23 protein-coding genes are annotated in these 25,850 nt (G+C 42.1%); 16 read left to right on the top strand and 7 right to left on the bottom strand.

What is annotated here, in order from left to right; all coding sequences use genetic code 11:
• Window positions 1-338: 338 nt before the first annotated feature.
• The 6 genes from G3255_RS15690 to G3255_RS15665 are packed head-to-tail and all read left to right on the top strand — an operon-like array spanning window position 339 to window position 9,114.
• A complete protein-coding gene (locus G3255_RS15690; RefSeq protein ID WP_211655328.1) occupies window positions 339-3,161 on the top strand; it encodes a Z1 domain-containing protein in 2,823 nt (940 codons plus the stop codon).
• Window positions 3,151-5,205 (top strand): hypothetical protein, encoded by a 2,055-nt coding sequence (locus G3255_RS15685; RefSeq protein WP_211655327.1) that lies wholly within the window; start codon window positions 3,151-3,153, stop codon window positions 5,203-5,205. Before G3255_RS15690 ends, G3255_RS15685 begins: the two co-directional genes overlap by 11 nt.
• Window positions 5,202-6,167, top strand: coding sequence for a hypothetical protein (locus G3255_RS15680; protein ID WP_211655326.1), 966 nt, complete (start codon window positions 5,202-5,204; stop codon window positions 6,165-6,167). Before G3255_RS15685 ends, G3255_RS15680 begins: the two co-directional genes overlap by 4 nt.
• On the top strand, window positions 6,164-6,838 hold the full coding sequence (locus G3255_RS15675) for a DUF6339 family protein (protein ID WP_211655325.1): 675 nt from the start codon (window positions 6,164-6,166) through the stop codon (window positions 6,836-6,838). Before G3255_RS15680 ends, G3255_RS15675 begins: the two co-directional genes overlap by 4 nt.
• Window positions 6,831-8,189 carry a DNA cytosine methyltransferase gene (locus tag G3255_RS15670; protein WP_249222144.1) on the top strand — a complete coding sequence of 453 codons (1,359 nt, stop codon included), beginning with the start codon at window positions 6,831-6,833 and terminating at the stop codon, window positions 8,187-8,189. The genes G3255_RS15675 and G3255_RS15670 overlap by 8 nt, the downstream gene beginning before the upstream one ends.
• Before the next feature lie 4 nt (window positions 8,190-8,193).
• A complete protein-coding gene (locus G3255_RS15665; RefSeq protein WP_211655324.1) occupies window positions 8,194-9,114 on the top strand; it encodes a PD-(D/E)XK motif protein in 921 nt (306 codons plus the stop codon).
• 302 nt (window positions 9,115-9,416) lie between these two features.
• Here G3255_RS15665 and G3255_RS15660 read toward each other — a convergent pair whose 3' ends face one another.
• The gene (locus tag G3255_RS15660) at window positions 9,417-10,583 is read right to left on the bottom strand and encodes a hypothetical protein (RefSeq protein ID WP_211655323.1); all 1,167 of its coding nucleotides are present in this window, start codon (window positions 10,581-10,583) and stop codon (window positions 9,417-9,419) included.
• 346 nt (window positions 10,584-10,929) lie between these two features.
• Window positions 10,930-11,367 (bottom strand): very short patch repair endonuclease, encoded by a 438-nt coding sequence (locus G3255_RS15655; protein WP_211655322.1) that lies wholly within the window; start codon window positions 11,365-11,367, stop codon window positions 10,930-10,932.
• Between the two features lie 188 nt (window positions 11,368-11,555).
• Here G3255_RS15655 and G3255_RS15650 point away from each other — a divergent pair, with 188 nt between their 5' ends.
• The 6 genes from G3255_RS15650 to G3255_RS15625 all read left to right on the top strand — a co-directional run bounded on the left by G3255_RS15650 (window position 11,556) and on the right by G3255_RS15625 (window position 17,097).
• A complete protein-coding gene (locus tag G3255_RS15650; RefSeq protein WP_211655321.1) occupies window positions 11,556-12,725 on the top strand; it encodes a DNA cytosine methyltransferase in 1,170 nt (389 codons plus the stop codon).
• A gap of 231 nt (window positions 12,726-12,956) precedes the next feature.
• Window positions 12,957-13,289, top strand: coding sequence for a hypothetical protein (locus G3255_RS15645; protein ID WP_211655320.1), 333 nt, complete (start codon window positions 12,957-12,959; stop codon window positions 13,287-13,289).
• A 65-nt stretch (window positions 13,290-13,354) separates the two neighbouring features.
• On the top strand, window positions 13,355-13,681 hold the full coding sequence (locus tag G3255_RS15640) for a nucleoside triphosphate pyrophosphohydrolase (RefSeq protein WP_211655319.1): 327 nt from the start codon (window positions 13,355-13,357) through the stop codon (window positions 13,679-13,681).
• Window positions 13,674-16,094 carry a DEAD/DEAH box helicase family protein gene (locus G3255_RS15635; RefSeq protein WP_211655318.1) on the top strand — a complete coding sequence of 807 codons (2,421 nt, stop codon included), beginning with the start codon at window positions 13,674-13,676 and terminating at the stop codon, window positions 16,092-16,094. Before G3255_RS15640 ends, G3255_RS15635 begins: the two co-directional genes overlap by 8 nt.
• A 220-nt stretch (window positions 16,095-16,314) precedes the next feature.
• Entirely contained in the window at window positions 16,315-16,551 is a 237-nt protein-coding gene (locus tag G3255_RS15630) for a glutaredoxin family protein (protein WP_211655317.1), read from the top strand.
• Between the two features lie 111 nt (window positions 16,552-16,662).
• Window positions 16,663-17,097 (top strand): DUF4357 domain-containing protein, encoded by a 435-nt coding sequence (locus G3255_RS15625; protein ID WP_211655316.1) that lies wholly within the window; start codon window positions 16,663-16,665, stop codon window positions 17,095-17,097.
• 146 nt (window positions 17,098-17,243) lie between these two features.
• Here G3255_RS15625 and G3255_RS15620 read toward each other — a convergent pair whose 3' ends face one another.
• From G3255_RS15620 to G3255_RS15610, 3 genes are all read right to left on the bottom strand, one after another.
• Complete coding sequence (locus G3255_RS15620) at window positions 17,244-17,810, bottom strand: aspartyl-tRNA synthetase (protein WP_211655315.1); 567 nt, start codon at window positions 17,808-17,810, stop codon at window positions 17,244-17,246.
• 198 nt (window positions 17,811-18,008) lie between these two features.
• Window positions 18,009-19,022 carry a DNA/RNA non-specific endonuclease gene (locus G3255_RS15615; RefSeq protein WP_249222143.1) on the bottom strand — a complete coding sequence of 338 codons (1,014 nt, stop codon included), beginning with the start codon at window positions 19,020-19,022 and terminating at the stop codon, window positions 18,009-18,011.
• A gap of 277 nt (window positions 19,023-19,299) precedes the next feature.
• Window positions 19,300-19,845 carry a plastocyanin/azurin family copper-binding protein gene (locus G3255_RS15610; protein WP_211655314.1) on the bottom strand — a complete coding sequence of 182 codons (546 nt, stop codon included), beginning with the start codon at window positions 19,843-19,845 and terminating at the stop codon, window positions 19,300-19,302.
• A gap of 541 nt (window positions 19,846-20,386) precedes the next feature.
• Between G3255_RS15610 and G3255_RS15605 the strand changes: the two genes are divergently transcribed.
• On the top strand, window positions 20,387-21,499 hold the full coding sequence (locus G3255_RS15605) for an MBL fold metallo-hydrolase (protein WP_211655313.1): 1,113 nt from the start codon (window positions 20,387-20,389) through the stop codon (window positions 21,497-21,499).
• A 75-nt stretch (window positions 21,500-21,574) separates the two neighbouring features.
• A complete protein-coding gene (locus G3255_RS15600) occupies window positions 21,575-21,931 on the top strand; it encodes a hypothetical protein (RefSeq protein WP_211655312.1) in 357 nt (118 codons plus the stop codon).
• Between the two features lie 52 nt (window positions 21,932-21,983).
• Here the strand turns inward: G3255_RS15600 and G3255_RS15595 are convergent, their stop codons facing one another.
• Window positions 21,984-23,012: an ABC transporter permease gene (locus tag G3255_RS15595; protein WP_211655311.1), complete on the bottom strand. Its 1,029-nt coding sequence runs from the start codon at window positions 23,010-23,012 to the stop codon at window positions 21,984-21,986.
• Complete coding sequence (locus tag G3255_RS15590) at window positions 23,009-23,731, bottom strand: ABC transporter ATP-binding protein (protein ID WP_211655310.1); 723 nt, start codon at window positions 23,729-23,731, stop codon at window positions 23,009-23,011. Before G3255_RS15590 ends, G3255_RS15595 begins: the two co-directional genes overlap by 4 nt.
• A 224-nt stretch (window positions 23,732-23,955) precedes the next feature.
• Here G3255_RS15590 and G3255_RS15585 point away from each other — a divergent pair, with 224 nt between their 5' ends.
• Both G3255_RS15585 and G3255_RS15580 read left to right on the top strand, forming a co-directional pair.
• Window positions 23,956-24,567: a TetR/AcrR family transcriptional regulator gene (locus G3255_RS15585; protein ID WP_211655309.1), complete on the top strand. Its 612-nt coding sequence runs from the start codon at window positions 23,956-23,958 to the stop codon at window positions 24,565-24,567.
• Window positions 24,568-24,675: 108 nt separating this feature from the next.
• Window positions 24,676-25,746: an aldo/keto reductase gene (locus tag G3255_RS15580; RefSeq protein WP_211655308.1), complete on the top strand. Its 1,071-nt coding sequence runs from the start codon at window positions 24,676-24,678 to the stop codon at window positions 25,744-25,746.
• The last annotated feature ends 104 nt before the right edge of the window (window positions 25,747-25,850 follow it).

The following is a 25,850-nucleotide window of genomic DNA, read 5'->3' as shown; positions in this document are numbered from 1 at the left end:
TATTAGACCAACGAATTTTAATAACTGCAAAATATTTAATAAGATAAATTATCATAGTTTTGATTTCAAATTATTTACGTCAAACATAGATTTAATGCTATGTTTAGAACTCAATTTTTAATAGAAGGGTATATATTTTTAAGTACTACATCACTTAATCTTCGATATTGATTATCGATCATAAAATCTATCTATATGATAAAAAAAGAGAAAATAAATGTTATGTAAATCTTTAATATTTCAATTAAAGGTAATAATATCCTTATTTTAAACAAACAATAGCTTAATTACTATATAATTAAATCAATTAAAAAAAAGAATGAACAGGAGGAGAAAATATGAGTAAATACTCAGGACCAAGGTATGATGCAATAAAAAATACTATCAAAAATATGAAGGCAAACGGTAAAAGCTGGAAGTCTATAATATCTTCAGCGGGTACTGATAATCAAAGTTTAGAAGATGCGATAGGACTATTAAAAAGCGTGGGGGTTATTGAATCTTCAATAACATTAGAAAATTGGGTTGAAATAACACAAGAATTACAGAAGGTTGAAAAAGAAGAAGAAGAGTTTAGAGAAGCCGGGGACCGGACTATTCTCATCTCAGATAAATCGAACAATGATGCTAGAATTCCAAAGAACCCTCATTCATCTTGGCAATTATACAAATCGAAATTAGTTAATGATGGTTGGTCCGTTATTTCGATTAACGAATTAGAAAATACGACTTTAGATATTTTGAAAAAACTAAATCAGGATACTACAGTAAGTGGTCCAGTCAAAGGTTTGGTTATAGGTAACGTTCAATCAGGAAAAACTGCCAACATGGCTGGGCTTATGGCAATGGCCGCGGATCATGGCTGGAATATGTTTGTAGTGCTGTCTGGCTTAATTGATAATTTAAGAAAACAGACAGAGGAGAGATTGATTGGAGATTTGAATCACGCTGGTACGCTTGCTTGGCAAGCATTGGATAACCCTGCTAAACGACCGTCTGCAGCAAATAGTACACAAAATCTTCACTTTGGAGAACAAGATAGAAGACGTTACTTAACAGTATGTTTAAAACATAAAACGAGGCTGGAAAACCTATTAAAGTGGTTATATGCTGACGAGAATAAATTGAGACAAATGAAAATATTAGTAATCGATGATGAAGCGGATCAAGCTGGAATTAACACTTTAGATACTGAGAAGGAAGAGAGAGCGCGTATCAACAGTTTGATAGTTGAACTAGTGAATGGAAAAAAAGAAAATAATGCAAGACCAAAAGCCATGAATTATTTAAGTTATACTGCAACGCCATACGCTAATGTTCTAAATGAAACAACAGAAGAATCATTATATCCGAAAGATTTTATTGGACTGCTCAAAACACCAGCAGAATATTTTGGACCCAAAGAGATCTTTGGTCTTTATGAAACTGAGGAATACAGCGGTCTAAATATTATTAGAGACATTTGTCAAGGGAATTTAGAAGAGGTTTCAAAAGTTCATGAAGGAAAATCCACTCAACTTCCGTCGGCATTGCAGAAAGCAGTAATATGGTTTTACTGTGCTTCAGCGGTTCAAAGATTTAGAGGCTATAAAAAACCTGTGAGTATGCTTATACATACAAGTCAACAACAGGCTCACCACAAATATATTGCTGAATCAATAGAAGGATGGTTGAACAGTCTTTCTGAAAAAGAGTTTTTGAAACAAGCAAAAACCCTATACGAAGAAGAAAAAAGTAATTTTACTAAAGACGACTTTAGAAAAAGCTATCCTGAATATGGCATACCGGATGAAAATATAAATGACTATCCGAACTTTGAAGATATAATCGTTTATGTTTCTAGTCTAAAGAATCGGCTTTCACATATTGAATTGAACGAAGAAGGAGATCTGCAGTATCATGCTGGAACGCATTTGTGCATTGATAACTGTGCTAATAATGGTCTAAATGATGAGAATACTTATGTGCGATTGGCTTATCCAGATAAAAACAGTTCTCGTGTAGAAAGTGATGCACCTGCTTTCATTATTATTGGCGGCAGTACCCTTTCAAGAGGTTTGACCATTGAAGGCCTCGTCAGTACTTTCTTCCTTAGGTCAACGAAACAAGGAGATACTTTGATGCAAATGGGCAGATGGTTCGGATACAGAAAAGGGTACGAACTATTGCCGAGAATTTGGATGACTGAAGATACACAAGAAAAGTTTCGCTTCCTAGCTTCATTAGAATATGAATTGAGAGAAGATTTAAGACCCTTTCTTCTCGGAACGGCTAAACCAAACGAAGTAGGGCCGCGTATTAAAAACTCTCCCCAGCTTTCTTGGCTTAGAATTACTGCAAAGAATAGAATGCAGAACGCTGTAGAAACAGAATTAGATTTCTCTGGTACATCTAGTCAGACGGTTGTTTTTAAAAATGACAAAGAGGTATTAAAAAACAATATTAGAATAACTGAAGATTTTTTGAATTCTCTAGATAAGCCTAAAGTAACGCTTGATAAAGTAGGGCTGTTGTGGGAATATGTGCCGTTTGAAAAGGTAGAAGCTATATTAACCGAATACGTTTTTGAAAGCTCTCCTGTATTCGATCAAATAGAAGCTTTTATTGAATGGTATAAGAGTATTAGTAAGGAAGAAAAATTTACTGGATGGAATGTAATAGTTGGAGGCCGGGGCAAGGTTGATGAAAATGAAGAGGGTTGGCAATTAAATAGTTATAACGTGGGTAAAGTCGCGCGTACTCGAAAAGGTGAATTTTCTAAGTTTGGAGACAGAGTAAGTATTGGGGTTTTGAAAAATCCTTCAGATGTATACAAAGATTTTGATATGAATCATTTAAAACATTTGGGCATACAAAAGAGCTCGGAAATCAGTGATTTAAGTGTGAAGACTGAAGAAGTACACAGCAACAGAGAAGAAGTAGGGTTAGGAAAAACGCCTCAATTACTCATTTATCGTGTCGACGCTAAGTCTACAACTAGAACAGCATCCGCTGATAATGCTAAGAAGCATAATAGATTTGATTTAGAGTTTGATGAGGATATTATTGGTATAAGTATACTTGTCCCTGGCAAAAAGAATAGAAATTTAGCTAAAAAATTAACTGTGCAATTGAAGAGAATTGAAGAAAATGAAACTGAAGGTGATTTTAATGAAAATTGAAGTAGCTAAACATGCTCGAATGGCAGAGAGAGGCAGCTCTCTTTTAAAATTATTGCAAAATAATGATACACCTCTGCTCGATTTATTAATTCGAGAGGCAGTGCAAAATAGTTTAGATGCTTCAGCCGGACGAGAAGATTCGGTCGTAGTGGATATCGGTTCTAAAGATTTTTATGCTGATGATTTAATTGGTCATATGAACGGCATCCAAGAAGGCCTAAAGAAAAGGTTTGGAGCTAAATCAGCAAAAGCCTTGTATATTGCTGATACAAACACCGTAGGTTTAACAGGTCCATTTTATGCTGAAGAAGTAGAAGACAATGAGTATGGAAATCTGCAAAAATTAGTATATGAAATCAGCATACCTCAACAAAAGGAGGGTGCAGGCGGTTCGTGGGGGTTAGGGAAAACTGTTTATTTCCGCTTTGGAATTGGTTTAGTTTTTTACTACTCGCGCATTCAAAAAGAAAACGGAGAATACGAGCATAGACTAGCTGCTACTATGGTCGAAGATGAGAGTAAACCGGAAGCCTTACTCCCTTCAATGGACAATAAACCGAAAAGAGGGATCGCTTGGTGGGGGCAAGAGTCTGCAGAAGATGCAACTGTCCCGCTAACAAATGAAAAAGAAATAGCAGAGATTTTACAGGTTTTTTCAATAGACCCTTATAAAGATGAAGAAACCGGAACTAAAATTATTATACCTTTTATTGATGAAGAGAGGTTGTTGCCAAAGGATCAGCAAATTTGGTGGAATAATAAAATTGATAATTATCTAGCCATCGCGTTCCAACGCTGGTATAGCCCAAGGCTTGATAATCCCAAGTATCCTTACGGAAGCTGGTTAGATGCCCGTGTTGGAGGTGAAAAGATACAGTTCAACTCAATGGAGAGATACTTTCAGCTAGTTCAAGAAATGTATAATGCAGCTTTGAGTAAAACAAAAAATAAGATTTCATCAAAAGCCAACACAATTGCAGATTTCAGTGTTGAAGATATAAATTTAAGAATCGATTTTAAAGAAACAGCAGGGGGAAATGCAGGAAAGATTGCATACAGCAAATTCGATATGAAAGATTTGAATATGCTTCCTCCGGAAAACCAGTATACCCCTTATTTATACAGTAACTTGGAAGCAGTAGAGGAAGGGCAAAATCCGCCCTTGATTTTATATTTAAGACAACCAGGGATGATTGTAAACTACGAAATAGATGGCGCATGGTGTGCCGATATTCCTTCGGCAGACAAAACCCAATTTATTATCGGAGTATTTGTTCCAAACTCTGAAAGTGAATTTAAAAGTGAATACATGAAAAAATATAAAAATCTCGAACAATACTTGCGCAGAAGTGAAAAAGCCGATCATACATCATGGAAAGATTTAATTGATGAGGAAAAAAAAATAACGATTATTTCACGTATCCAAAATAATGTTAACAAAACTATTCGTCAAACTTATGCCGAAGACAGTGCAGAAGTTAAGAAAGGGAAACGAAGTTACTTAAGCCGTTCATTAGCTTCTAAATTATTACCTCCACAAAATTTCGGCAAACGTCCAGGACCTGCAGGAGGGGGCGGTGGTAAAGGAGGTAAGGGGACCTCGCAAATTAGAAAAGCTGGATTCGAAATTATTGATCAAGAGATCAACGAAAACAACAAACTTGATATAGTCTTCGAGTTGAATGTTGAGAAAAATCATATTGGTCAATTTGAGTTAACTGTACCCTCTGAGACAGGCCATATGAAAGGCAACAGTTGGGAAGGCGATAAGGGAATTGGAACACCATTCCCGCTTGCTGTTGAAAACATTTACATTGAAGAAATTAATGACGCTAAATATAACAAGTATTTAAATCCGGCTGAAAAACTTAGAGAATTCCAGTTTAAATATGACTATACCAAGATAAACAAAGTAATTAGCGGAATTGAGATTAGGACTGGCAACGAAAAGTTGAAGCTTAAAGGGAAGATGAAAATTACAAGAAATGATTCATTTGTGCAAGCTGCAGTTTCTGTTGCTACAAAAGAGGTGCTAAATACATGAGCAGTGAATTAAAGTTTTATCGTGAGATGAATGAAAAATTATTTATGAAGATTGGGTATGAAGCTGAGCCGGTTTCTTTGAGCCACACTTTGAATGGCCAAATCCGAAAACTAGTTTTAGAAGACGATGCTCAGTTTGAAATGGGCTTAGATGAAAATACTGTTCTAATAGAAGATAAGGATGCAATTTGGGATGTGAACGAACATGATTTGAATATACACTTCAAGTGTTACATTAATAATCCTCAATTTTTATTTGGAGGTAATGGAGTAGCAACGGACGATGCGAAAGTCGGATTCGCGTTGAGGTGGCACTCGAAAAGTTCGAAGCAGAGAGGTACTGAAAAAGTAAAAGTTATAGACAGAAGCATAGAAGGAAGATGTGTTCTTGAGCATACTTTAAAATTCTCAGAGAAAAAGCTTTTTGGAGAATTAACTGTCGAATTAGTACTTTACTTAGAAGAACCCTCCAGTGTAGTTAGTCCTTCATATGCATCGAATAGTGGAACTGTGTTAGGAGTATTGGATTTCAAGAACTTCGTAATAGACGGGCAAAGTTCAGCTTTCCCAATTGTTGAAGTGCATGCTCCTGAAGCTCCGCTTTGGTACGTAACGTTCAACTACACAGATGTTATGAGTGACTCCTTTACGGAAGAAAACATAGCTATCAATTTAAATATGGCTCATAAAAATTACAATATTGTTAGTGGTAAAAAAGAGCAGATGAACAACCCTGTTCTGACCGAGATAATCAGTTCTGCACTACATGTAATTGTAGAAAAAGTTATGAAAGAAGATGACAGCCAGAACATTTTGAACGGCAACGGTTTCGAAAGCGGCTCCATTGGAGAGGCTATATTCTATTTTATAACGACATTTAACTGGGATATATCTTCTCCAGAAAAACTAGCAGCTTCGATACGAAATGACTGGGAGTCTAGAGTAGGAGGCGAAGGGTTTTGATCGGAGAACTAAGTAGAAAAGATGCTGCGGAAAAGTTTGCTGAATTAAGTAAAAGAGATTTTGAAAATTTATCTTTCCCCAAAGGGAGTGATGAATTTAGAAAAGATATTATAGAGTATTCTAAATCTATTAAAAGTACCATTGCTGAATCGAACGGCTCCATGTATGAATATGATCTACGGCTTGGTCTTTACTTTTATAAAAAAATAAACGAAGTATATAACTTTTCTGAAAGGGATGCATCTCAAGACGGAAAATGGAGATACATTTCTCTAGTTTTGCTTCCTGATGTTGTATACAGCCGATGGACTGCTAATGAAACTAGATTTTTCAGTCATCCAACACGGATATATTTTAAATCTTTATGGTGGTATATTCACCTTTCATGGCAAGGTTCAGAAGAGAAGACATTAGAAATTTTAAAAAACAATACGACCGATGATGTTGTACAGCTTGTTGAGCGTATAGGCAGTTTAGGATATCGAATTGATCTTTACAGAGAAATTATGAATTATTACGGAAATCTTGAGGTATCCCGTAAAGGAAGGAGCGCGGGTATTTTCCGTAAAGTAATGAAATTAAATACGACTCGAGGTAAAATGATTGAACCGGCTCTCCATAACGGAGGAACGAGAGGTTACGTAAAGGAGCTATTCGATTATTTTGACTAAGACAGCTGCTAAACAATTAAAAGTCCTTGATTTATTTTCGGGATGCGGGGGATTGGCTCTTGGTTTTCAAGAGGCAGGATTTTATATAGAAGCAGGAATGGAACTAAACGATGCTGCTGCGAATACTGCATCCTATAATCTGCACTGGAAAAAAGGTATAGAGAACGAACATTTATGCGGAGATGTTACGACCGCGAATTTCAAAGATTTTTTGCAGGAAACTGAAAATCCTATAGTTATAGGAGGTCCGCCTTGTCAAGCTTACTCATTAGCAGGCAGAGCTAAATTAAATTCATTGGGAGAAGATCGCAGTGCATTTAAAGACAGCCGAGGGTTTTTATTCGAGGATTTTCTAAGAGTAGCTCTCACTGTGGATGCCAAAGCAGTGGTAATGGAAAATGTTCCTGAATCGGTTAATTACAATGGGATGAATGTACCTGAAAGAGTTTGTGAAATTTTAGAGGAGCGAGGTTATGAAGCTTCTTGGACACTGCTGAACTCAGCAGATTATGGAGTACCTCAAATTCGTGAGCGCGTTTTCGTAATAGCGATTAAAAGAGAATTTACGGCAAAAATTGAAATGCCGATGCCAACGCACCAAAAACCAGATGATTCTGTGAAAACTGTTAACGGATCTAGGATACCGAAGCTTAGGGAGAATAAACATTTTATTGAGCCCAGAAAAGCCGATCATTCTATGCCTTTTTGGGTGACAGCTGGCGACGCTTTGTCTGATCTGCCATCATTATTTCCGACTTCTAACAGCGTATATAAATTATATAAACCAGAAATTACTCTTCCATACAAAAGCTCTCCTCAAAATGAGTACCAACGATTAATGAGATCTTTCAATAATAACGAAAGAACCTCTGTAAGTGGTCATGGCTTTAGAAGAACTAAACGAGATTTTAAGATCTTTGAAGAAATGAAACCGAATGACAATTATCGTGATGCTCATGATCTAGCAATGAAAATTTTGGCAAAAGAATGTTCAAAGCGAGGAATACGTGCAAAATCACATCCGGAATTGTATGAAGCTTTAAAGAAATCGATAGTCCCTCCATATGCTATAAATAAGTTTTTGTCAAAATGGAAGAAATTAGATCCTTCTAAACCTTCTCATACACTTGTGGCTCATCTAAGCACAGACACGTATAGTCATATACATCCTTGGGAAGCTCGTGGAATCTCTGTGAGAGAAGCAGCCCGTCTTCAATCTTTTCCGGATGATTTTTACTTTAATTGCTCTATGACCGAAGCTTTTCGTCAAATAGGTAACGCGGTCCCTCCTCTCTTATCGAAAGCAGTAGCTGAGGCCGTTAAAAATAGCCTTAATGATTTTAAGGAGTGAGAATATGAGTAATGTAGAGGAGATAAGAAGTTATTTATCGAATATTCAGCCAGGAAAAATGGTTAAGCTACAAGCTGGTAAGGGTGACTATGACTACTGGGTATTTCGTGATTATGGCAAGTATGGAGTAGCAGTAGAAATCGATCCTGATATCCAAGTTAATGAAAGATTTTCAAGTGCTGTGTTTCAAACCCGCTTTATCGTGACAAATGAGGGAGAAAAAAATTTCCTTTGTCTAACTTCAGGGAATGAAGAATTCAGGTATGAATTTGCTTCGATATGTTCTATTTTAGTAGACCCTGGTTCTGATGGTGAAGACAGAAAACATCTTCTAAACAATCCGGTAGAATGGTGGTCTAGCTACAAGCAACTAATTGGGAATAAAGCTGTTTCAAAAGAACCTTATAGTATCTTGGGGGAATTGACTGCTTTATTATGGCTCTATAATATAAACACTTCTACGGTATGGAGTGGGCATTTACAAGCTACGGTAGATATAGAAAGTAACATAGGCATGTATGAAGTGAAGTCTACTACCTTAAGAACAGACAATATTATTCAAATCTCTAATCAATTTCAGTTAAATGCTGCTAGAAATCAATTTTTGATTTTTTGCAGGTTCGAAAAAGCTGAAGATGGAAAGTCGATTAATGAAACAGTGGATTTGTTGGATAAAGCAGGCTATCCTAAAGCGAAGTTAGAACAAGCATTAATTAATCAAGGATTTGAGAAAAACTCTTTATCTAGAGAAGAAAAATATCGACTATATGAAATGAAGTCCTATCCTATCGACGAAAAATTTCCGTTGATCAACTTTAGAGAAGCAGTCCCAAATGAATTTTTAGATCATATAGTAAAAATAATGTATTCAATTGATTTAAAAGGAATTGAGTCTGAAGACATTGATTTAGCATTTTTAGCTTAAAAAACAACCTGCCTTAAAAAGGCAGGTTGTTTTTTAAAGAAAATTTGGGGGATTTTGAAGATGATACTACATCTTATACTAGGGAAAAATATAGATACATTTAGATGGAAAAGATACATAGAAAATAAATACGTGGGTGATATTGTGTGTGTAGATTATGAACTTGTTCAAGGAATGGTACTTAGAGAACACATAGTTTACGTTTCCGTTGAGCAGGCAAAAGATCTTATCATTAAATACAAAAAAATTCGATTCTATAGCTCTTTTTATAAATATCCTTTAATAGAGGAGGATAATTAAATTTAGTAGAAATATTTTGTCACATTAACTTGATTTTTAGAATTGGATAGAAGTAAAAAATATTCTTTATCTTTTTCAATGATGTCTATATGCCAATAAAAATTTCCATTATCTTTAGTAGTAATGCGAAACTCATCAATGTGGTTAATGAAAATTTCTGTTGGGATTATAATAATTTTCTTTTCTGATCCACATCCAAAAGCAATATTTGAAGCGGTGCTTTGGTTAAGAAATTCAATATGCCTTGGATGGATAGCATACCAATATCGAATACTGTCCTTTTTAGGATATTCTTTCGAAACTATACAGACAAAATGTTGACTATTAGTGTTGTCTATATAGAATGACTTTCCTTGTTTTAAAAAATTTGTCGAATATTTTTCTTCTAATCGAGCAATGCACAAATCATGGTAACTAGCCCGATTTTCTTTAGTTAAATTATCTTCTGACGAGTCCTTGTTTATTGTATTCTCATCATTTGAATTAATATCTTCTGAAGCATTAAAAACAATATCAATTAGGTTATCAACCCTCGTATATTCTAGTGGTTTTAGCAATTCATTAATTTGATTAAATGTTTGTCTAGTATTTAATTGTTCTTTAAGTTTCATTAACTTTATTAAGGCATAAACGCTTATGACCCTAACGTCCCAGGCGTGTTTGGAACCTCTAATTTGAGCTTCTAGATCTCCTGTGTCCTGTCTTCCTACTATTATAAGAATAGATGATTTTTCTGAAGTAATAGACTCTTGGGCAATCAGCTGTTTTCTGTATTTTGCTATTGTATCTAAATTTATTCTATAAGCATCTGTTGTCTTTACTTCCACAACAATACTATGCGAGTCGATTGCTTTCCAAAGACCATCGTAACCGATGCTTCCTTTGCGTCCTTGATAAAGACCATACTTCACATCAAAACCAATTCTTTTTCCTATTTGGTTTGTGATGTCTTGCAATACAAGTCCGCTGTTAGGGAAATTTTGATCTAAACAATCGTGAGCATACCTTTCCAAATAATCAATTGGCATATGATCAAGAAAATGTTTTAACTCTATCGATGTTTCACTTGAATCAGTAAGTTTACCGGTTCCAGAAAAAGACAAAATTTGTTCAATTGTTTTGTTTTCGAAACTACTCCTACTGGTTTTCCAAAGATCTAATATAGTCATAATTGCCTCCAATGATAGATAACTTAATTTTTCAAACACGGTTTTGAAAAAATTATTCATTTTAGTATAGTACATGTTATCAAATATTTACAGATGAGGAGGTTATAGTATACCAGTAAGCGAGTATTGCTATTGAGCTGGCTTCGAAAAGTCTCATTTAGTATAAACATTTTAAACAAGAGGAAAAGTAGAAGGACAGATCTATATTCCTAGTTTTGTAAATTATGTTTTAAAATTTAGATTATGTTAACAAGGTAGAAAACCTTAGTTTATGTTTAGTCTTACGTATAAAAATTTCAGATAGCTACAGGAGTACGTTGCTCCTAAAATTACTAACTAGAAAAAGCTAAAGGTTTCTTTTCCAAGAAGAATGCTCTTTGGCTTTTTGTATAAAAAGAGCTAATTCTTCAGTTGTTTTTTCAAGATCCTCCTTAATTTGGTGTTCCCAAACCCTTTTGATAAACCATCCTTTTTCTTCGTAATGTGCAGTTACTTCCAAATCCCGTTCTTTATTTCTTGCAAGCTTCCTGTCCCAATAAACTTTATTACTTTTAGGTTTGTTTCCATGGATCTCGCACGCATGCCAAAAACACGAGTCGATAAAAATTACAACTTTATACTTCTTTATAGAAATATCTGGTTTACCGAAAAGTGTTCGATCATTTTTACGGAAACGGTAGCCTTTGTTCCAAAGCAGACGAGAAACCCTATTTTCCAAATTTGACTGAGACCTAATGGCCTGCATGTTTTTCCGGCGCTGTTCTTTAGTAATTTTATCTGCCATAGCCTATCCCTCACTTTTTTATATTATTCCCCTTCAAAGAAAAGATACACTAAGCGAAAATAGGATTTAACGAGACCAACAAATATATACATGAGGATGTTTTTTTTTTATTAAAGTGTATAATTAATAAGCATAGGGGTATGCAAGAACATACTTTCGCATAATTCCACTAAGGAGCGATTTTTATTATGATATTTAAAAAAGGTGAACTTTTTAACGGTCCAGGTGGGCTGAGTTTAGCAGCAAAGAATGCAAAGGTTATTCATCCTGAAACAGGAGAAGAATTTCGAATTGAGCACCTTTGGTCGAACGATTATGATGCTACAGCATGTGAGACTTTTCGTTTAAATATATGTGGAAATCCAGATGATCCATCTGTACATTGGGGACCTGTTGAAGAATTGCCGATTGGTGATAAAACAATTCTCGGTGACATTGACTGTTTTGCTTTCGGTTTTCCTTGCAACGACTTTAGTATTGTTGGCGAAACAAAAGGATTAGGCGGCAAGTTCGGGCCTTTATATACCTACGGGGTTAAAGTCTTAAAGGACTACCAACCTAAGTTTTTCGTGGCTGAGAATGTTGGCGGACTCCAAGGAGCTAATGAAGGAAAAGCATTTATTCAAATTTTGACTGAACTTGAAGAGTGCGGATATGCATTAACTCCTCATTTATATAAGTTTCAAGAATACGGGGTACCACAGGCAAGACATCGAATTATCATTGTAGGAATTCGAAACGATCTAGTCGAAGAAGGAATTGTGTTCAAAGTGCCGGCGCCAACTACGCTTGCATCGACTGAATACAAAACGGCATCCGAAGCGATCCTAAATCCGCCTATACCAGAAGATGCTACGAACCACGAAATGCCGAAACACACGGCTAAAGTTAAAGAGATGTTGAGCTACATACCGCCAGGCAGTAACGCTTGGTATCCAGGAATTCCTGAGAAAGTGCAACTTAAAGTTAAGGGTGCACGTATGAGTTCAATTTATAAACGTTTAGATCCAGAACGCCCGGCGTACACGGTAACAGGCAGTGGTGGTGGTGGAACGCATATGTATCATTGGGAAGAACTGCGTGCTTTGACTAACAGAGAACGTGCACGTTTGCAGACTTTCCCTGACGACTTTGTGTTCGCTGGCAATAAAGAAGCTGTACGCAAACAGATTGGTATGGCTGTGCCGCCGCTTGGTGCACAAGTTGTGTTTGAAGCCATCTTAAAGACCTTCGCAAAAATTGAGTATGATTTTGTAGAGGCTTCACCTAAGCTACAACTTGAAAACTTACGCGGAAAGAAAAGAGTTATGATTGATGAAGTAGAACCTAGATTTAAACAAGAGGTATTCGATATTTAATATATTAAAAGTTTGTACGAGTTAAATTGAAGTTTAAAAGGGACTTTGGCATACTGCTAAAGTCCCTTTTTCTCTAGAGACTGATTAGATGATATTAAGAATGGGGTTTAAAGGCTCTGATAAAATATATGTGCAAAAGAAAAAAATACTTTTTTTTTGAATTTATTCGTAAAATGATTGATTATTCTGATATTATATAGTGTAGAAAATATTGAAATGGGGGTAGAGAAATTGAAAGTATGGAAACACGTCATTGAACAGGTAGAATTTATAGATCCAAACTCAATATCTATTAAGGGTTATTCCTTCCTTGAAGATACTGGAAGGGTAGTGCATTGGAAACATAGCTGGGACAAAGAAGGTCCAAGTTTTAACAATCAAACTTCTTCCTTTAATGATAAATTAAATCATCTTTCTAACTCCAAGTTGTCAAATTGCCTAGATTATTTTATAGAAAAATCGAATATAAAAAACAAAGTTGCTCTTAAAAGTATATTTAATGAATGCGATACTATTAAGAAAACTTATTATGTAGAAAAGGATGGTAGTATAATATCTGAATAAATGTTATTTTATAGTAATTTATTTTTCAAAAGAATATTAACGACTGATTTAAAGGAGATCTCGAAATGCCGATTTACAACAAACTAGTAAGGGACAAAATTCCGCAAGTAATCAAAAAAAGATGTCTTCAATTCGAAACCCGTATTTTGTTAGAAGAAGAATATAAAACAGAAGTAACGAAAAAACTCTCAGAGGAGCTTCGTGAATTTGAGGAAACTGATAATAAAAAAGATGCAATAGAGGAGCTCGCAGACATTCTCGAACTGATTCATGCAGCTGCTGAACTTAATGGATCCTCATTTGAAGAAGTTGAAGAAGTTCGCGTGAAAAAAGCAGCAAAACGCGGCGGTTTTAAAGAACGTATCTTTTTAATCGAGGTTGAAGATGAGTAAACTGCAGCTGGTCACTTCGCAGCTCGTGAGTCATTTGAATCGCTTAGCTCAAGAAGCTATAGAGATTAATTGGATTACGGCGTTTGCGATGAAATCGGGTGTGCGAATCGTGATACCGTTCTTGAAAGAAGCGGCAGACCGAGGTGTGCCGATCAAATTATTAATCGGTGATTATCTTTTTGTAACGCAGCCGGAAGCACTTGAGATTTTGCTGGATGAATTACCGTCTGCTGAAATTCGCTTGTGGAAAAGCGGAGGCGCTTCCTTTCATCCCAAGTCATATTTATTCCGCGGTGAAGAAACTTCGCATCTTATTGTCGGCTCGTCCAATTTGTCCCGCTCCGCTTTGACGGAAGGGGTGGAATGGAATTTAATCGCTCCGACCTCAGTAGATGAGACGGTATTTGATGAAGCGGCTGAGCAGTTTTTAGCACATTTCTACGCAGATGAGACGATTCCTCTCAACAAAGAAACGCTCCAGGAATACAAGATGCTTCATGAAAAAGCGAATCTCAAACGACCAATCAGCCCTGTTTGGTCAGAAGCGGAAGAAACTGGTCTTATGCTCGGGTCATCAGAACCCCAGGAAATTATTGAAACAGAAACACCTTACATAACTGAATTAACGCCTCGGCCTGCCCAGCAGGAAGCACTTGATGCACTCGATACGGTGATAGAAGAAGAGTATAGTCGGGCGATGGCTGTACTTGCGACAGGACTCGGAAAAACCTATCTCGCGGCATTTTTTGCGAAGAAATTCAAGCGAGTGTTGTTTGTTGCACATCGCCAGGAGATCCTCCAGCAGGCAAAAGAATCGTTCCAAAAAGTTCACCCATATAAAAAGTCTGCGTTCTACCATGCAACTGAAAAAGACACATCCGCGGATTTTCTGTTTGCTTCCATCTATACACTGGGAAGTGAGTATCACTTGGCTCAATTCGAGCGGGATGCATTCGATTTAATCGTTGTGGATGAATTCCACCATGCAGCTTCCCCGACTTATAGAAGGCTATTGGAACATTTTAATCCGCAGTTTTTGCTTGGAATCACGGCAACTCCTGACCGCATGGACAATCAGGATGTATATGCCTTATGTGATGGCAATGTTGCGATTTCTATTCATTTCCTCGATGCCATCGAACGCAATTGGCTGGCGCCGTTTCGTTATTTCGGTGTATACGATAATACCGATTACTCGAAGATTCGCTGGCTCGGGAACCGCTACGACGAAGAGGAACTTCTTCAAGCGCAGTTGAGGGAAGACTATGCTAAAGCGGTATTTGAGGCGTGGCAAAAGCACAAACAAACGCGTACGATTGTCTTTTGTTCGACGGTCCGGCAGACGCAATTTATGGACCAGTTTTTCCGGGAGCGCGACATTCGTTCGATGAGTTTGTCGGGCGGTACGCCTGCAGAAGAGCGGAAAGCTGCGAGAGCACAATTGGATTCAGGTGAGTTAGAAATCATTTTCACGGTCGATCTGTTCAATGAAGGTGTCGATATTCCAAAAGTCGATACCTTGCTGTTTATTCGACCGACTGAGTCACTCACGGTTTACACCCAACAGATCGGCCGGGGACTGCGCATTGCGGACGAAAAAGATCATTGCGTAATTATCGATTTTATCGGCAATTACCGCAACGCCGATTTGAAGCTTTCGGTATTTGATACAGCGCCTCAAGCTAAAGGAAAAACTCAAGGTATCGAACCTTTAGTTCCTGCAAATTGCGATTTCAATTTAGAATTGGCAGTCGTCAATTTGTTGGAAGAGCTGCGGAAAAAACGCGCGCCTAGAAAAGAAGCACTGGTTCTTGCTTACCGTGAATTAAAACGGGAGCTCGGCAGGCGCCCGACTTATTTGGAATTTCATCTCCAAGGTACGGGGGATTCGAAGACGATCAAGCAGGAGTTCGGCAGCTGGTTCGGTTTGCTAGCTTATGCGGCGGAGCTGAATGCAGATGAGATTGAAGTATGGACAAAGCATCAGAATTGGTTTTTGGAAGTCGAGAAGACTGGCATGAACAAAAGCTATAAGATGGTTGTTTTGAGTTATATGTTGTCGAAAGGCGTGGAGAGCTGGCTGGAGCCGATTACGCCAGTGGAAGCTGCGCCGTATTTCCACGAGTTCCTGACAGCGAAACAATACCGTTTGAATGCTGATTTCAATGATGTGCAGGGCAGAAAGCTCAGAGACTACGATGAAAAGAAAATTGCAGATCTGATTGAGCGCATGCCGATGACAAAATGGAGCGGCAGTGCGAAAGAAGGCTTGGTGACGTTTGATTATAATTTATTTTCATTGAACGTATCTCCAAGTAATGAGCATCAGCGAATTCTTTATGAGTGGACAAAGGAAATTACTGAATATCGGCTGCATGCTTATTTTGAGCGGAGAGCGATTAATAGAAACTAAAATAACGGCAGGATGAGCGATTATAAAACTCACCCTGCCGTTTTTGAATTGACTAATTAAATTAAGAAGATACTACAAAACTGAGAGGGTGAGAACCAATCCTTTTTGCTAAGTGCCTTAAGGGATTACTTCAAAACAGTGAGCAATCTACTTGAAGAAATATACCCCAAAGGGTATATTTAATTTATAAAATAATTCTACTCAAACAGGAGGAATTTATATGACTAACCAAGTAACTGTTTACTCAACCAACACATGCCCTTATTGCACCATGATGAAGAACTTCCTAGATCAAAACGGCATTGCTTACACAGACGTCAATGTTCAGAAAGATCCGGTAGCGGCGAGCCGCCTCGTTCAGGCAACTGGACAAATGGGTGTTCCGCAGACGAACATCAACGGCGAGTGGGTGCTTGGCTTCGACCCGCAGCGCATTCAGTCTTTATTGAAGCAGTAAGGTATTCACACCAAACTTTTTTAAAAAACTTTCAACATCCTGTCTCCTTTTTCGCAGTTTCCATCTATCTAAGAGATGAAAGGCAATTTTCTTAGAATAGGGGGAAGGCTGATGGAAAAGGAGTTTTTTGTTACGGCGATTGAGCATCCGGAGTTTGGGGAAGTGTACCGCTTTTTTGAGATGGATCCGGCGACCGGGGAAGAGCAGGCGGTCGATCCGTTCGATAGCGGAATGGTGAAGCTTTATCATGAGACGCCGCCTGAATTATTCTACATCACGTCGAAACGCGGGGCGGATGCGAGCGGGTTTTACCAAGGTGAGCAGTTTGTCGTGCAGCGCGGCTCGAAGTTTGCGGGCTCGACTACGCCGAAATGCCCGAAGCGTTATTTGAAGCTGCGAGAAGAGCTATTGCTGTCGGGGAAATTGATGCCGCTCAGCCACCAGTACTTGGTGATGGAAGATGTGGAATTCGCGTCGCCTTTGATTGCGATGGGTGTCGCGATCGGCGGCTGGGCGAAGGGTACGCATGATTGGAAGAAGATTTGAGGTCTATAGATGGTACGCATTGTACAAGAGGCAATAGTGTAGCGATGACCAGACAGCTCGTTCATACAAGCCTTGAAATTTTAAGAGCTTAACCAGCTTTTGGTTAAGCTCTTTTTTATTTTTATCCCTAGAGCATCGGTTCAAATTTAATACGGAGGAATGTGCAATGTATCTATTTCTTCGTTTGTGCTTCGCTCCACAAGGGTTAAACTGCTTTCATTTACAAGCTCATCCGTTTCAAAATACCACAGAGACAAATCGCTCAAATGATCATTATCCATATCATCTGGCAATGAAAGTTCTAAAGGAATAGCAGGAGCAGGGGTGTTGTTCAGCATCACAACACGCTTGTCTCCTTCTTCCATTAAACCAAAGATAACCTCATCGCCATGAATTTGATAACCACCGATTTTTTCTCCAGTCGTGATCGAATTGAAAGAACTCCAAGTCAGAAAGTCAGATTTCCATCCCCATAGGTTTTTGTAAACCATCGCTGCACCTAAATTAGTTTCGTTTCGAATAAAAAAGAACAACGCTTCATCTTGGGTTATGTAAGCGGGAATTAACACTAAGTCTTCGTTTTCAGCTAATAATGCTTCTTGAGGTTTTTCGTAAGAAGCCTCACTTTCTGAAATCGACCATACAATGAATACAGATAATGCGATCAGGCTCAATGCGAGTAGCGAAATGAGTCGCTTAGAATTATTTTTCATAGTTAGATCTCCTTTCATTTGGGTAGAATGTGGATTTTGAATTCGCTGATGCAAGGTAATGAGAAGAATAAAAAAAAACACCGTCAATTCGCATAAACTAGGTTGTTGAAAACCTTACGTATTGGGGTGCTATGGTTTAAGTGAAAAGGTGAGTTCTCATTTCTAGTCGTTCCCAGGCAGTCAGTGTTCTTCCGAAAGTTATTCCCCAACCATCCCATCATTATCGTTATCGCGCATATGCGGATACAGCCAATGATCGCTCATGATGGGCATAGTGAAGCCGGCGTCTTTCGCTTCCTGGATCGTCACTTGCCCGTTGCTGTTTGCGTCGACGCTCGAGACGTCACCGCTTGCGGCTGGGCTGCTCGTTTCCGGAGCGCTTGATTCCGCTTCCGCGGGTTCGCTTTCCGTCAAACCGAGGGAGGCGTTGACTTCATCAGGGTTGACGTTATCAAATGTGTCGATCACTTCGTTGCCTCTGACGGTGTAGCTGTATTGGTAGCTGGAAGGCACTTGCGTTTCGGTGTCGGGATAGGTGATGATCGCTTCGAAATCCGTGGCGCCGCCCGCATCCCGAATGACGTCTTCCATATACGCCTGGTCGCCGTGGCGGTTGAGCGTGCTTTCTTGCGGGGTGATGTTATAGGCGTTCGAGACGCCACCGAGTGAATCCGCGATGACGTGCCCTTCGTCCAAGATGTCGCTCTCGACCCCTGGCACTTTGGCTTCGTCGGAATAATAGCGGCCGGAATCTAATACATCTTCGCTCGTGTCATCTTGCAAAATGATTTCGTCCGCCGTGACGCGTTCCAATTGGCCGTGTTCATTCGTGAAAGCCCAGTATTCACGGTCGTCGAAGCCAATGGAGACGACGGTATTCGCTTCGCGATGGCCCGACAAATCGCCGCCGTCCACTTCAACGAGTTCGTATCCTTCGAATTGTTCTTGCGCAGGTTCTGGGGCTGGTTCTTCTGCTTCCGGTTCTTCTTCAACAGTCGTGTCGCCTTGTTCCGTGTCGCTTGCGGCAGTTTCTTCCTCGTTGCTTGCTTCTGTCGCTTCGGTGTCGGCTTCCGCTTCTTCCGGCGTTTCCGTTTCAACAGCGGCTTGTTCTTGCACCGCGGTTTCTGGAGTTGCCGCTTGTTCTGTTTCGGTACAACCGGCCATAAAGATAGCCAGTAGCAGAACGATCAAATAGTTCATGTTCTTTTTCAATTGGAGACACTCCTCTAGTTGTATGGCGTTCGTTAAGGTTTTATCCGTTTCAATTGATACGGGGCGGTGAATGAAAGAAGAAATATCCTCTACTTTTATTTATTGTACCAATAATTTACATTGAATGTGGAGAACATTCCGATATTCCGATTCTCTAAAGGTGTCGAACTTGATTCGAGGCAGTACCAGCCAGCGCCTTTCTATAGATAAATTCTCATAAAAAAACAGCACGGACACTGGGAATCCTAGTGTCCGTGCTGTTTTTGTGTAAAGAGATTTATTCAAACGCGACATTGTGCTGCACTTGGTCCTGGTTGGTCCATTCAATGGTCGTGCCCGGTGCGACGGTGATCGTGTCTTCACCGAATTCATAATCGGCGATGTCGACAGAGACTTTATCCATCGCTTCTGCGCCTTCTTCGACGATGACGGTCATTTGCATGACTGGATGCGGTTCGCAGTAAATCGCGTATTCCCCGGCTTCATTGAACACAAAGCTGGTCATTTCGCCGTTCGACAATAAGTCGGAAGCTTCGCCGCTCATGGCTTCAGGGGCACTTGCCTGTTCGCCGCTTTCGGCGTCTTCTGCAGGTTCTTCCTCGGCAGCTTCTTCAGCAGGCTCTTCTTCTGTCGAATCTTCTTCCGTTTCCGGGTCTTCTTCCATGTCTTCCATCGGTTCTTCTTCAGGCATTTCTTCCATCTCCGTGCTTTCCTCTTGTGCAGGAGCTTGCGTTTCTTCTTCGTTGGCAGCGTCGTCTTGACCGCACGCAGCGAGTGACAGCATTCCGGCAGCGAGCAGTAAAGTGAATTTTTTGTTGGCCATGTTGTTTCCTCCTCCTTGTAGTTGCTTCTTGCTTATAAAACGCAGCGGCAAGCGAAATAGATCAACTTTTATGGCGGTGGGGGCGATTTTTTGGCGAACCGAGGAATGAATTCTTTTTTTCGATACAGCGTTTTCAAGAGTAGGTGAGCATCACCAACATGGCCACGGCCATGCTTCACAAGGCGTGTTCGACGATCGAGGTAGCAATCTGCTGGTATAAGCGGATAAAGGTAGCGCTAAGCATCCTCCGCTATAGCCGCTGAACTACAACAATTGGAACGGGATCTGTGTGGCAGCGAACAATAAAAACCCAGCGATGATCACACTAAGCCAAATGGCTAAACGTTTTAGCATGGGAATCACCTCCAGGAAATAGTGGAAGCCGCTCGAATTTTTCTATGTACGGCCATTATACTCCCACAGTGATGAGAATCTGCAAAAAACCGTTTGAGCCGATAGCCAAATAGGGAAAATAAAGCTATGGTGAAAACCAGACAATCCTGCTTGCTGCAGTGAAATACATTTCGACATTGGAGGAGCCATGAAAAAATTGATGCTGTATTCAGTTGCCGGCGCTGCGGCCGTCTCCGTTCTGTCGGGCGTTTTTTTAAAGCTCTACGCGCCGCTCGGGTCGACCCCGGATAAACGCCAGCGAGATCGCTTTAGTGAATTGGGCAATTACCGGGAAGGAAAGTTCGCCAATGCGGATTCGATAGAGCCTGTCATCCGCATGTCAGAAGGCCTGTCGATGCTGAAGGATTCCGTGCTCACCGGTGACGTCCAGCGCAATCCTTTGGGAAAATTGCCGGTAGCGGACATTGACTGGCAAGCCATCGACGACGCGCAAGACAGCGTGACTTGGTTCGGCCATTCGACCTTTTTGTTGAGCATCGACGGGCTCAAGCTGTTTGTTGACCCGATGCTCGGAAAACGGGCGTCTCCTTTGGCGTTTGCCGGAAGCGCGCGCTATAGCATGGACTGGCTGGAGACTGTCGAGCGGCTGCCGGAAATCGACGCGGTGCTGCTAACGCATGACCATTACGACCACTTGGATTACGGATCGATCCGTGCGCTGGAAAGTAAAGTCGGGCATTTCTTCGTGCCGCTCGGCGTCGGGGCGCATCTTGAGCGCTGGGGAGTGGAAGCGGGACGTATCACCGAACTGGATTGGTGGGACGAAGCGGCGTTTAACGGTTTGACGCTTGTGTTGACCCCGTCGCAGCATTTCTCCGGGCGCGGCTTGTTCAACCGCAATTCGACGCTGTGGGGCGGCTGGATCGTGCTTGGCAGCGAGACCCGTTTTTACACGAGCGGCGATGGCGGCTACGGCAGCCATTTCAAAGAAATTGGCGAACGTTACGGCCCGTTCGACCTCGTGTTGATGGAAGGCGGCCAGTACGACCCGCGCTGGGAAACTTCGCATATGGCGCCGGAGCAGTCGGTGCAGGCGGCGCTCGACGTTCGGGGGAGGAAGATGATGCTCGTTCACTGGGCGGCGTTCACTTTGGCGTTTCACAGCTGGACAGACCCGATCGAGCGGGCATCAAAAGAAGCGCAGCGTGTGGGTATGGATTTGCTGACGCCGAAAATCGGCGAGACGCTTTCTTTGGAAACGCTCGATTCGTACACGCCTGCACGCTGGTGGGAGCAATGAGTTCCCACGATTTGAGATTCACGCGCCATTCTTCTAAAATGGGTGCATCACTAGAAATTCGGAAAGAGGGATAGTATGACATTGACCAAAATTTCCATGCCGGACGCAATCCGGATTGAAAAGGTTCGCCGGGAAGGCGTAGAAATCGGCGACCTTCTGAAAAACGATGATTTCGCATCGCTCGGTTCAGAACTTGAGGCGGTATTCCGCGACGGCTACCAAGTGAAATTCCTGACGATCAACGGCGCGAAAAATTTGCTGCGCATCAAGTTCGACCAGGAAGCGGATCTTGATTACACAGAGACCGAATTTGGGCTGTCGGGCATTTCCATGGATGAAGCGCAAGTGGAAGCGTTCCGCCCGATCCTGTCCGATAATTGCCGCTTAGAACAAGAACCGAGCGGCTCGTACCAAATCTTGTGGGCGGAATAAGTTTTTGAATACATGAAAAAGCGGACGAGGCATAGGCTTCGTCCGCTTTTTTCTATAGTTTTCGGAATTTCTTCAAGGCTTGCGTGTTGATGATATACAGCACAAGCGCGTAAGTGGTGAGCCCGGCGAGATAGCCCCAGATATCCGACAACCCGTCGCCATAGACCATGATGCCTTTGATGGCAGCGGCTCCGTAATAAATCGGCATGATATACGACAAGTTGCCGAGATGATACGGAATCAAATCTAGCGGAATGAGACCCGAGAAGAACACTTGCGGGATGATGGTAAACGGAATCAGCTGGACAACTTGCAGCTCGGAGCCTGCGAAAATGGAAATGGTGGCGCCGAACGATACGGCGGTGACGGCGAGCAGCACCATCGTCAGCAGCACCCAGCCGATATTCCCTTCATTGCTCAGCTGCAGCACGAATATCGCGTACAAGACGATGATGATCGCTTGGATGACGGCAAAAACACTGTAGCCGAGTGTGTAGCCGGCAATGACTTCGCCGCGCCGGATCGGCGTCATCATCAAGCGTTCGAGCGTGCCGCGGCTGCGCTCGCGCACCAGTGCCATCGCGGAGATGATGAACACGAAAAAGAACGAGAACAACGCAAGAAAGACGTAGCCAAGCGAATCGAATAAGCTTTGATCCTGAGTGCCGTAAACGTAGCTGACGGTGGTTTCAGCTGACGGATTGATATCAGCCATTGCCTCCTGGATTTCGCTCATGGCCGTGGCGCCTTTTGTCGAAGGCTCATAAAGCGTGATGTCCATGCCGGAATTTTCCGGGAAGCGCAGGACGGCGTCGACGTCTTCGTGCTGCTGCAAATAATCGAGTGCTTGATCGGCTTCGTCGGCGGTGATGTCGACCAGCTCCAGTTCCTGTTGTTCCAGCGCATTGATGACGGGAGCGGGCACAGCGTCCGGGTCGATGGCGACCGTAGCGACATAATCCGAATCACCGAGCAGGAAGTACACCAAGGTCAAGATCAATAGCGGCGCGACAAGGATGAGCATGACGCTGCGTTTGTCGTTGACGGTCTGGCGGATGACGCGTTTCGCTAGCTGAATCATGGGCGCGCCTCGCTTTCTGAAGCGGCGAAGAACAAATCCTCGATGCGGCCGCTTGCGGTTTTTTCGAGCAGTCGGTCGACGCTGTCGTATTCAATGAGCGTGCCGTTATACAATAGCGCCCCTTTATCGCATTCGATGACTTCGTCCATGACATGCGTCGAGACGATGATCGTCGTGCCTTGTGCTTTGAGCGCTTGGAACTGTGCCCAGATTTTTCGGCGCAGGACCGGGTCGATGCCGGCGGTCGGTTCGTCGAGAAACAGGATATCCGGTTTGTGCAAAATGGCGATGGCGAGCGACAGCCGCTTTTTCATGCCGCCGGAATAATTCTTCACCAGTTTTTGTTTGTGATCGGCCAGTTCCACCATATCGAGCACTTCGGCGATGCGTGCGTTGCGCGTGGCTTTCGGGAGATGGTAGAGGCCGCCGAAAAAGGCTAAATTATCCTGTGCGGACAAGTCTTCATACAAAGCATCATTTTGCGGCATGAAGCCGAGCCGTTTGAGAATCGCCATATTCGGCATTTCGGTGTCGCCATAGCGGATTGTGCCGCTGTCTGCCGGCAATGCGCCGATCATCAAGCGGATCAAGGTCGTCTTGCCAGAACCGGACGGGCCGAGCAAGCAGCAGATTTCCCCTGCTGCAACGGTGAAGCTCACATCTTTGATGACGGCCGTGTCGCCAAAACTTTTTTTGACGTGCGAGAGCTGGATGTCCATGTGGTTGCCTCCTCTGTTTGCTGGAGCGTTGTGAGTGCTTGCATTAAACTGTGCTGTTCTTCCTGTTTAATTGCGGCTAAGATAATAAACAAGCTGTCGTTTTAGTTCTTGGCTTTAGTATAATTCCTTGCCTATAAGGGAACAATAATCAAAAGCAGGCAATGTGTTGCTTAAGCGACAACTGGGGCAAAAGTGTTGGAAAACACATGAGGGAGGAATGAAAAATGAGTGGCAAACCAGCCGATTTACGCGTCATCCGGACGCAGCAGGCGATCCGGTCAGCGTTGATTGCATTGATTGAAGAAAAAGGGTTTGAGGCAATGAGTGTCAAGGACATTACCGAACGGGCGAACATCAACCGCGGCACGTTCTACAGCCATTACGAGGACAAATACGATTTGATGGACAAATGCCAGCAGCAATTGATCGAGGAAATGGAAGTCAAGATCATCCGCAACATTCCGCAGCTCATTGAAGGCATGAAGCAAATCCAGGATTTCGCCGTGCCGGTGCCGCTATTTGAATTTCTCCATCACAATAAAAGCTTGATGAAAGCATTGCTGGGGCCAAAAGGCGATGCCAGCTTCCAGATCAAGATGAAGGAATTCTTGAGCAAGGCGCTGTTCGAGCGCAATAAAGACGTCTTGGTTGGTGCCGGCAATTCACTCGTGCCGCCGCATTACCTGTCGGCTTATATCGCCTCAGCCTATATCGGCGTCATCCAGGAATGGCTGAACGGCGATACGGGGGAACCGCCGGAAGAAATCGCGCGCATCATCTCGACGATGACGATCAAAGGCCCATTCTTTGCGGCGGGCCTCAACCCCAAGGCCTGAAACTTGCTGGCAGGGAAACGGTCTGGGCTTATTAGTTTAAGCATTTTTGGAAGGGGTAAATAATCCTCATGAGTTGAAAACTGACAATCAATGAGGAGGATTTCTTCAATGGACTATATTAATTTGGGCAAGTCGGGGCTGCGCGTCCCGAAATACATTCTCGGCACGATTCCGTTCAGCGGGACAAATGGGTTTGAAGCGACAGGAAACATTCAGGAAAATACAGCAAACCGCATGATCGATATGTCGATTGATGCGGGAATCAATATGTTCGACACGGCGAACCTGTACTCGAAAGGCGATGCAGAAAAGGTGCTCGGCGCAGCCATTCGCGGCAAGCGCGACAAAGTGCTGATTTCGTCGAAAACCGGTTTCCCGTTCGACAGCCATCCGAATGAACGCGGGGCATCCCGCAATAACTTGATGAAATCGATCGATGAATCACTCGAACGGCTCGGCACGGATTACCTCGATTTGTATTTCGTCCACCTATGGGACGGGCAGACGCCGGTCGAAGAGACGGTCGAAACAATGAACGATTTGATCAAAGCCGGCAAGATCCGCCATTGGGGCGTATCGAACTACAGCGGCTGGGCACTTGCCAAGACGCACACGTATGCGGTGGAGAACGGCCTGATTCCGCCCGTCACCCAGCAGATCTACTACACGCCAGAAGCGCGCGAATCGGAATATGAACTGCTTCCGGCAGGTACGGAGCTTGGCGTTAGTTCAATGATCTGGAGCCCGCTCGGTGAAGGTTTATTGAACGGCAAGATTGGCCGCGACAAGGAAGCGCCGGAAGATACCCGCCAAGGCGGGGGCTGGCCGGAGCCTTGGATTTATGACCAGGAGCGTTTGTATACGGTGATCGATGCGCTGGAAGAAGTGGCCGCAAACCATAACGCCACTGTTCCGCAAATCGCTTATGCGTGGGTGCGCGACCGCCCGAACGTCGGCCCGATCGTCATCGCAGCACGCAACGAAGAGCAGCTGAAAGAAAATATCGAATCCTATAAAATCAAGCTCAAGCGCGACGAACACGACTTGATCGAAGCGGCAGCGCGCCCGGCGCCATTCTATCCGCATTGGCACCGCGCGATGAGTGGGCCGGACCAAGCGAGCCCGTCCGAACAAGTATATTTGGACGCTTATAAAAAAACCTTGGGCATTAAAAAATAATCCATAAAACCCGGCATGCGATTGCATGCCGGGTTTTATTTTTTGGCTTATACCGTTTCAGTAAAGATGGAACGGACAGCGCTCTTAACAATGGGGCTGTTAAT

The organism is Planococcus sp. MSAK28401 (assembly GCF_018283455.1).
Taxonomy (GTDB): Bacteria; Bacillota; Bacilli; order Bacillales_A; family Planococcaceae; genus Planococcus; species Planococcus alpniumensis.
Note: the sequence above shows the minus strand (reverse complement) of the source record. Positions and strands in the feature narration are given on the sequence as shown.

Bases quoted from the DNA above. Each gene is read 5' to 3' on its own strand.
- G3255_RS15610 (WP_211655314.1), bottom strand. From the start codon at position 19,845: ATGGCCAACAAAAAATTCACTTTACTGCTCGCTGCCGGAATGCTGTCA.
- G3255_RS15595 (WP_211655311.1), bottom strand. From the start codon at position 23,012: ATGATTCAGCTAGCGAAACGCGTCATCCGCCAGACCGTCAACGACAAA.
- G3255_RS15600 (WP_211655312.1), top strand. From the start codon at position 21,575: ATGACATTGACCAAAATTTCCATGCCGGACGCAATCCGGATTGAAAAG.
- G3255_RS15685 (WP_211655327.1), top strand. From the start codon at position 3,151: ATGAAAATTGAAGTAGCTAAACATGCTCGAATGGCAGAGAGAGGCAGC.
- G3255_RS15680 (WP_211655326.1), top strand. From the start codon at position 5,202: ATGAGCAGTGAATTAAAGTTTTATCGTGAGATGAATGAAAAATTATTT.
- G3255_RS15635 (WP_211655318.1), top strand. From the start codon at position 13,674: ATGAGTAAACTGCAGCTGGTCACTTCGCAGCTCGTGAGTCATTTGAAT.
- G3255_RS15655 (WP_211655322.1), bottom strand. From the start codon at position 11,367: ATGGCAGATAAAATTACTAAAGAACAGCGCCGGAAAAACATGCAGGCC.
- G3255_RS15665 (WP_211655324.1), top strand. From the start codon at position 8,194: ATGAGTAATGTAGAGGAGATAAGAAGTTATTTATCGAATATTCAGCCA.
- G3255_RS15650 (WP_211655321.1), top strand. From the start codon at position 11,556: ATGATATTTAAAAAAGGTGAACTTTTTAACGGTCCAGGTGGGCTGAGT.
- G3255_RS15625 (WP_211655316.1), top strand. From the start codon at position 16,663: ATGGAAAAGGAGTTTTTTGTTACGGCGATTGAGCATCCGGAGTTTGGG.
- G3255_RS15620 (WP_211655315.1), bottom strand. From the start codon at position 17,810: ATGAAAAATAATTCTAAGCGACTCATTTCGCTACTCGCATTGAGCCTG.
- G3255_RS15585 (WP_211655309.1), top strand. From the start codon at position 23,956: ATGAGTGGCAAACCAGCCGATTTACGCGTCATCCGGACGCAGCAGGCG.
- G3255_RS15590 (WP_211655310.1), bottom strand. From the start codon at position 23,731: ATGGACATCCAGCTCTCGCACGTCAAAAAAAGTTTTGGCGACACGGCC.
- G3255_RS15630 (WP_211655317.1), top strand. From the start codon at position 16,315: ATGACTAACCAAGTAACTGTTTACTCAACCAACACATGCCCTTATTGC.
- G3255_RS15690 (WP_211655328.1), top strand. From the start codon at position 339: ATGAGTAAATACTCAGGACCAAGGTATGATGCAATAAAAAATACTATC.
- G3255_RS15640 (WP_211655319.1), top strand. From the start codon at position 13,355: ATGCCGATTTACAACAAACTAGTAAGGGACAAAATTCCGCAAGTAATC.
- G3255_RS15605 (WP_211655313.1), top strand. From the start codon at position 20,387: ATGAAAAAATTGATGCTGTATTCAGTTGCCGGCGCTGCGGCCGTCTCC.
- G3255_RS15660 (WP_211655323.1), bottom strand. From the start codon at position 10,583: ATGACTATATTAGATCTTTGGAAAACCAGTAGGAGTAGTTTCGAAAAC.
- G3255_RS15580 (WP_211655308.1), top strand. From the start codon at position 24,676: ATGGACTATATTAATTTGGGCAAGTCGGGGCTGCGCGTCCCGAAATAC.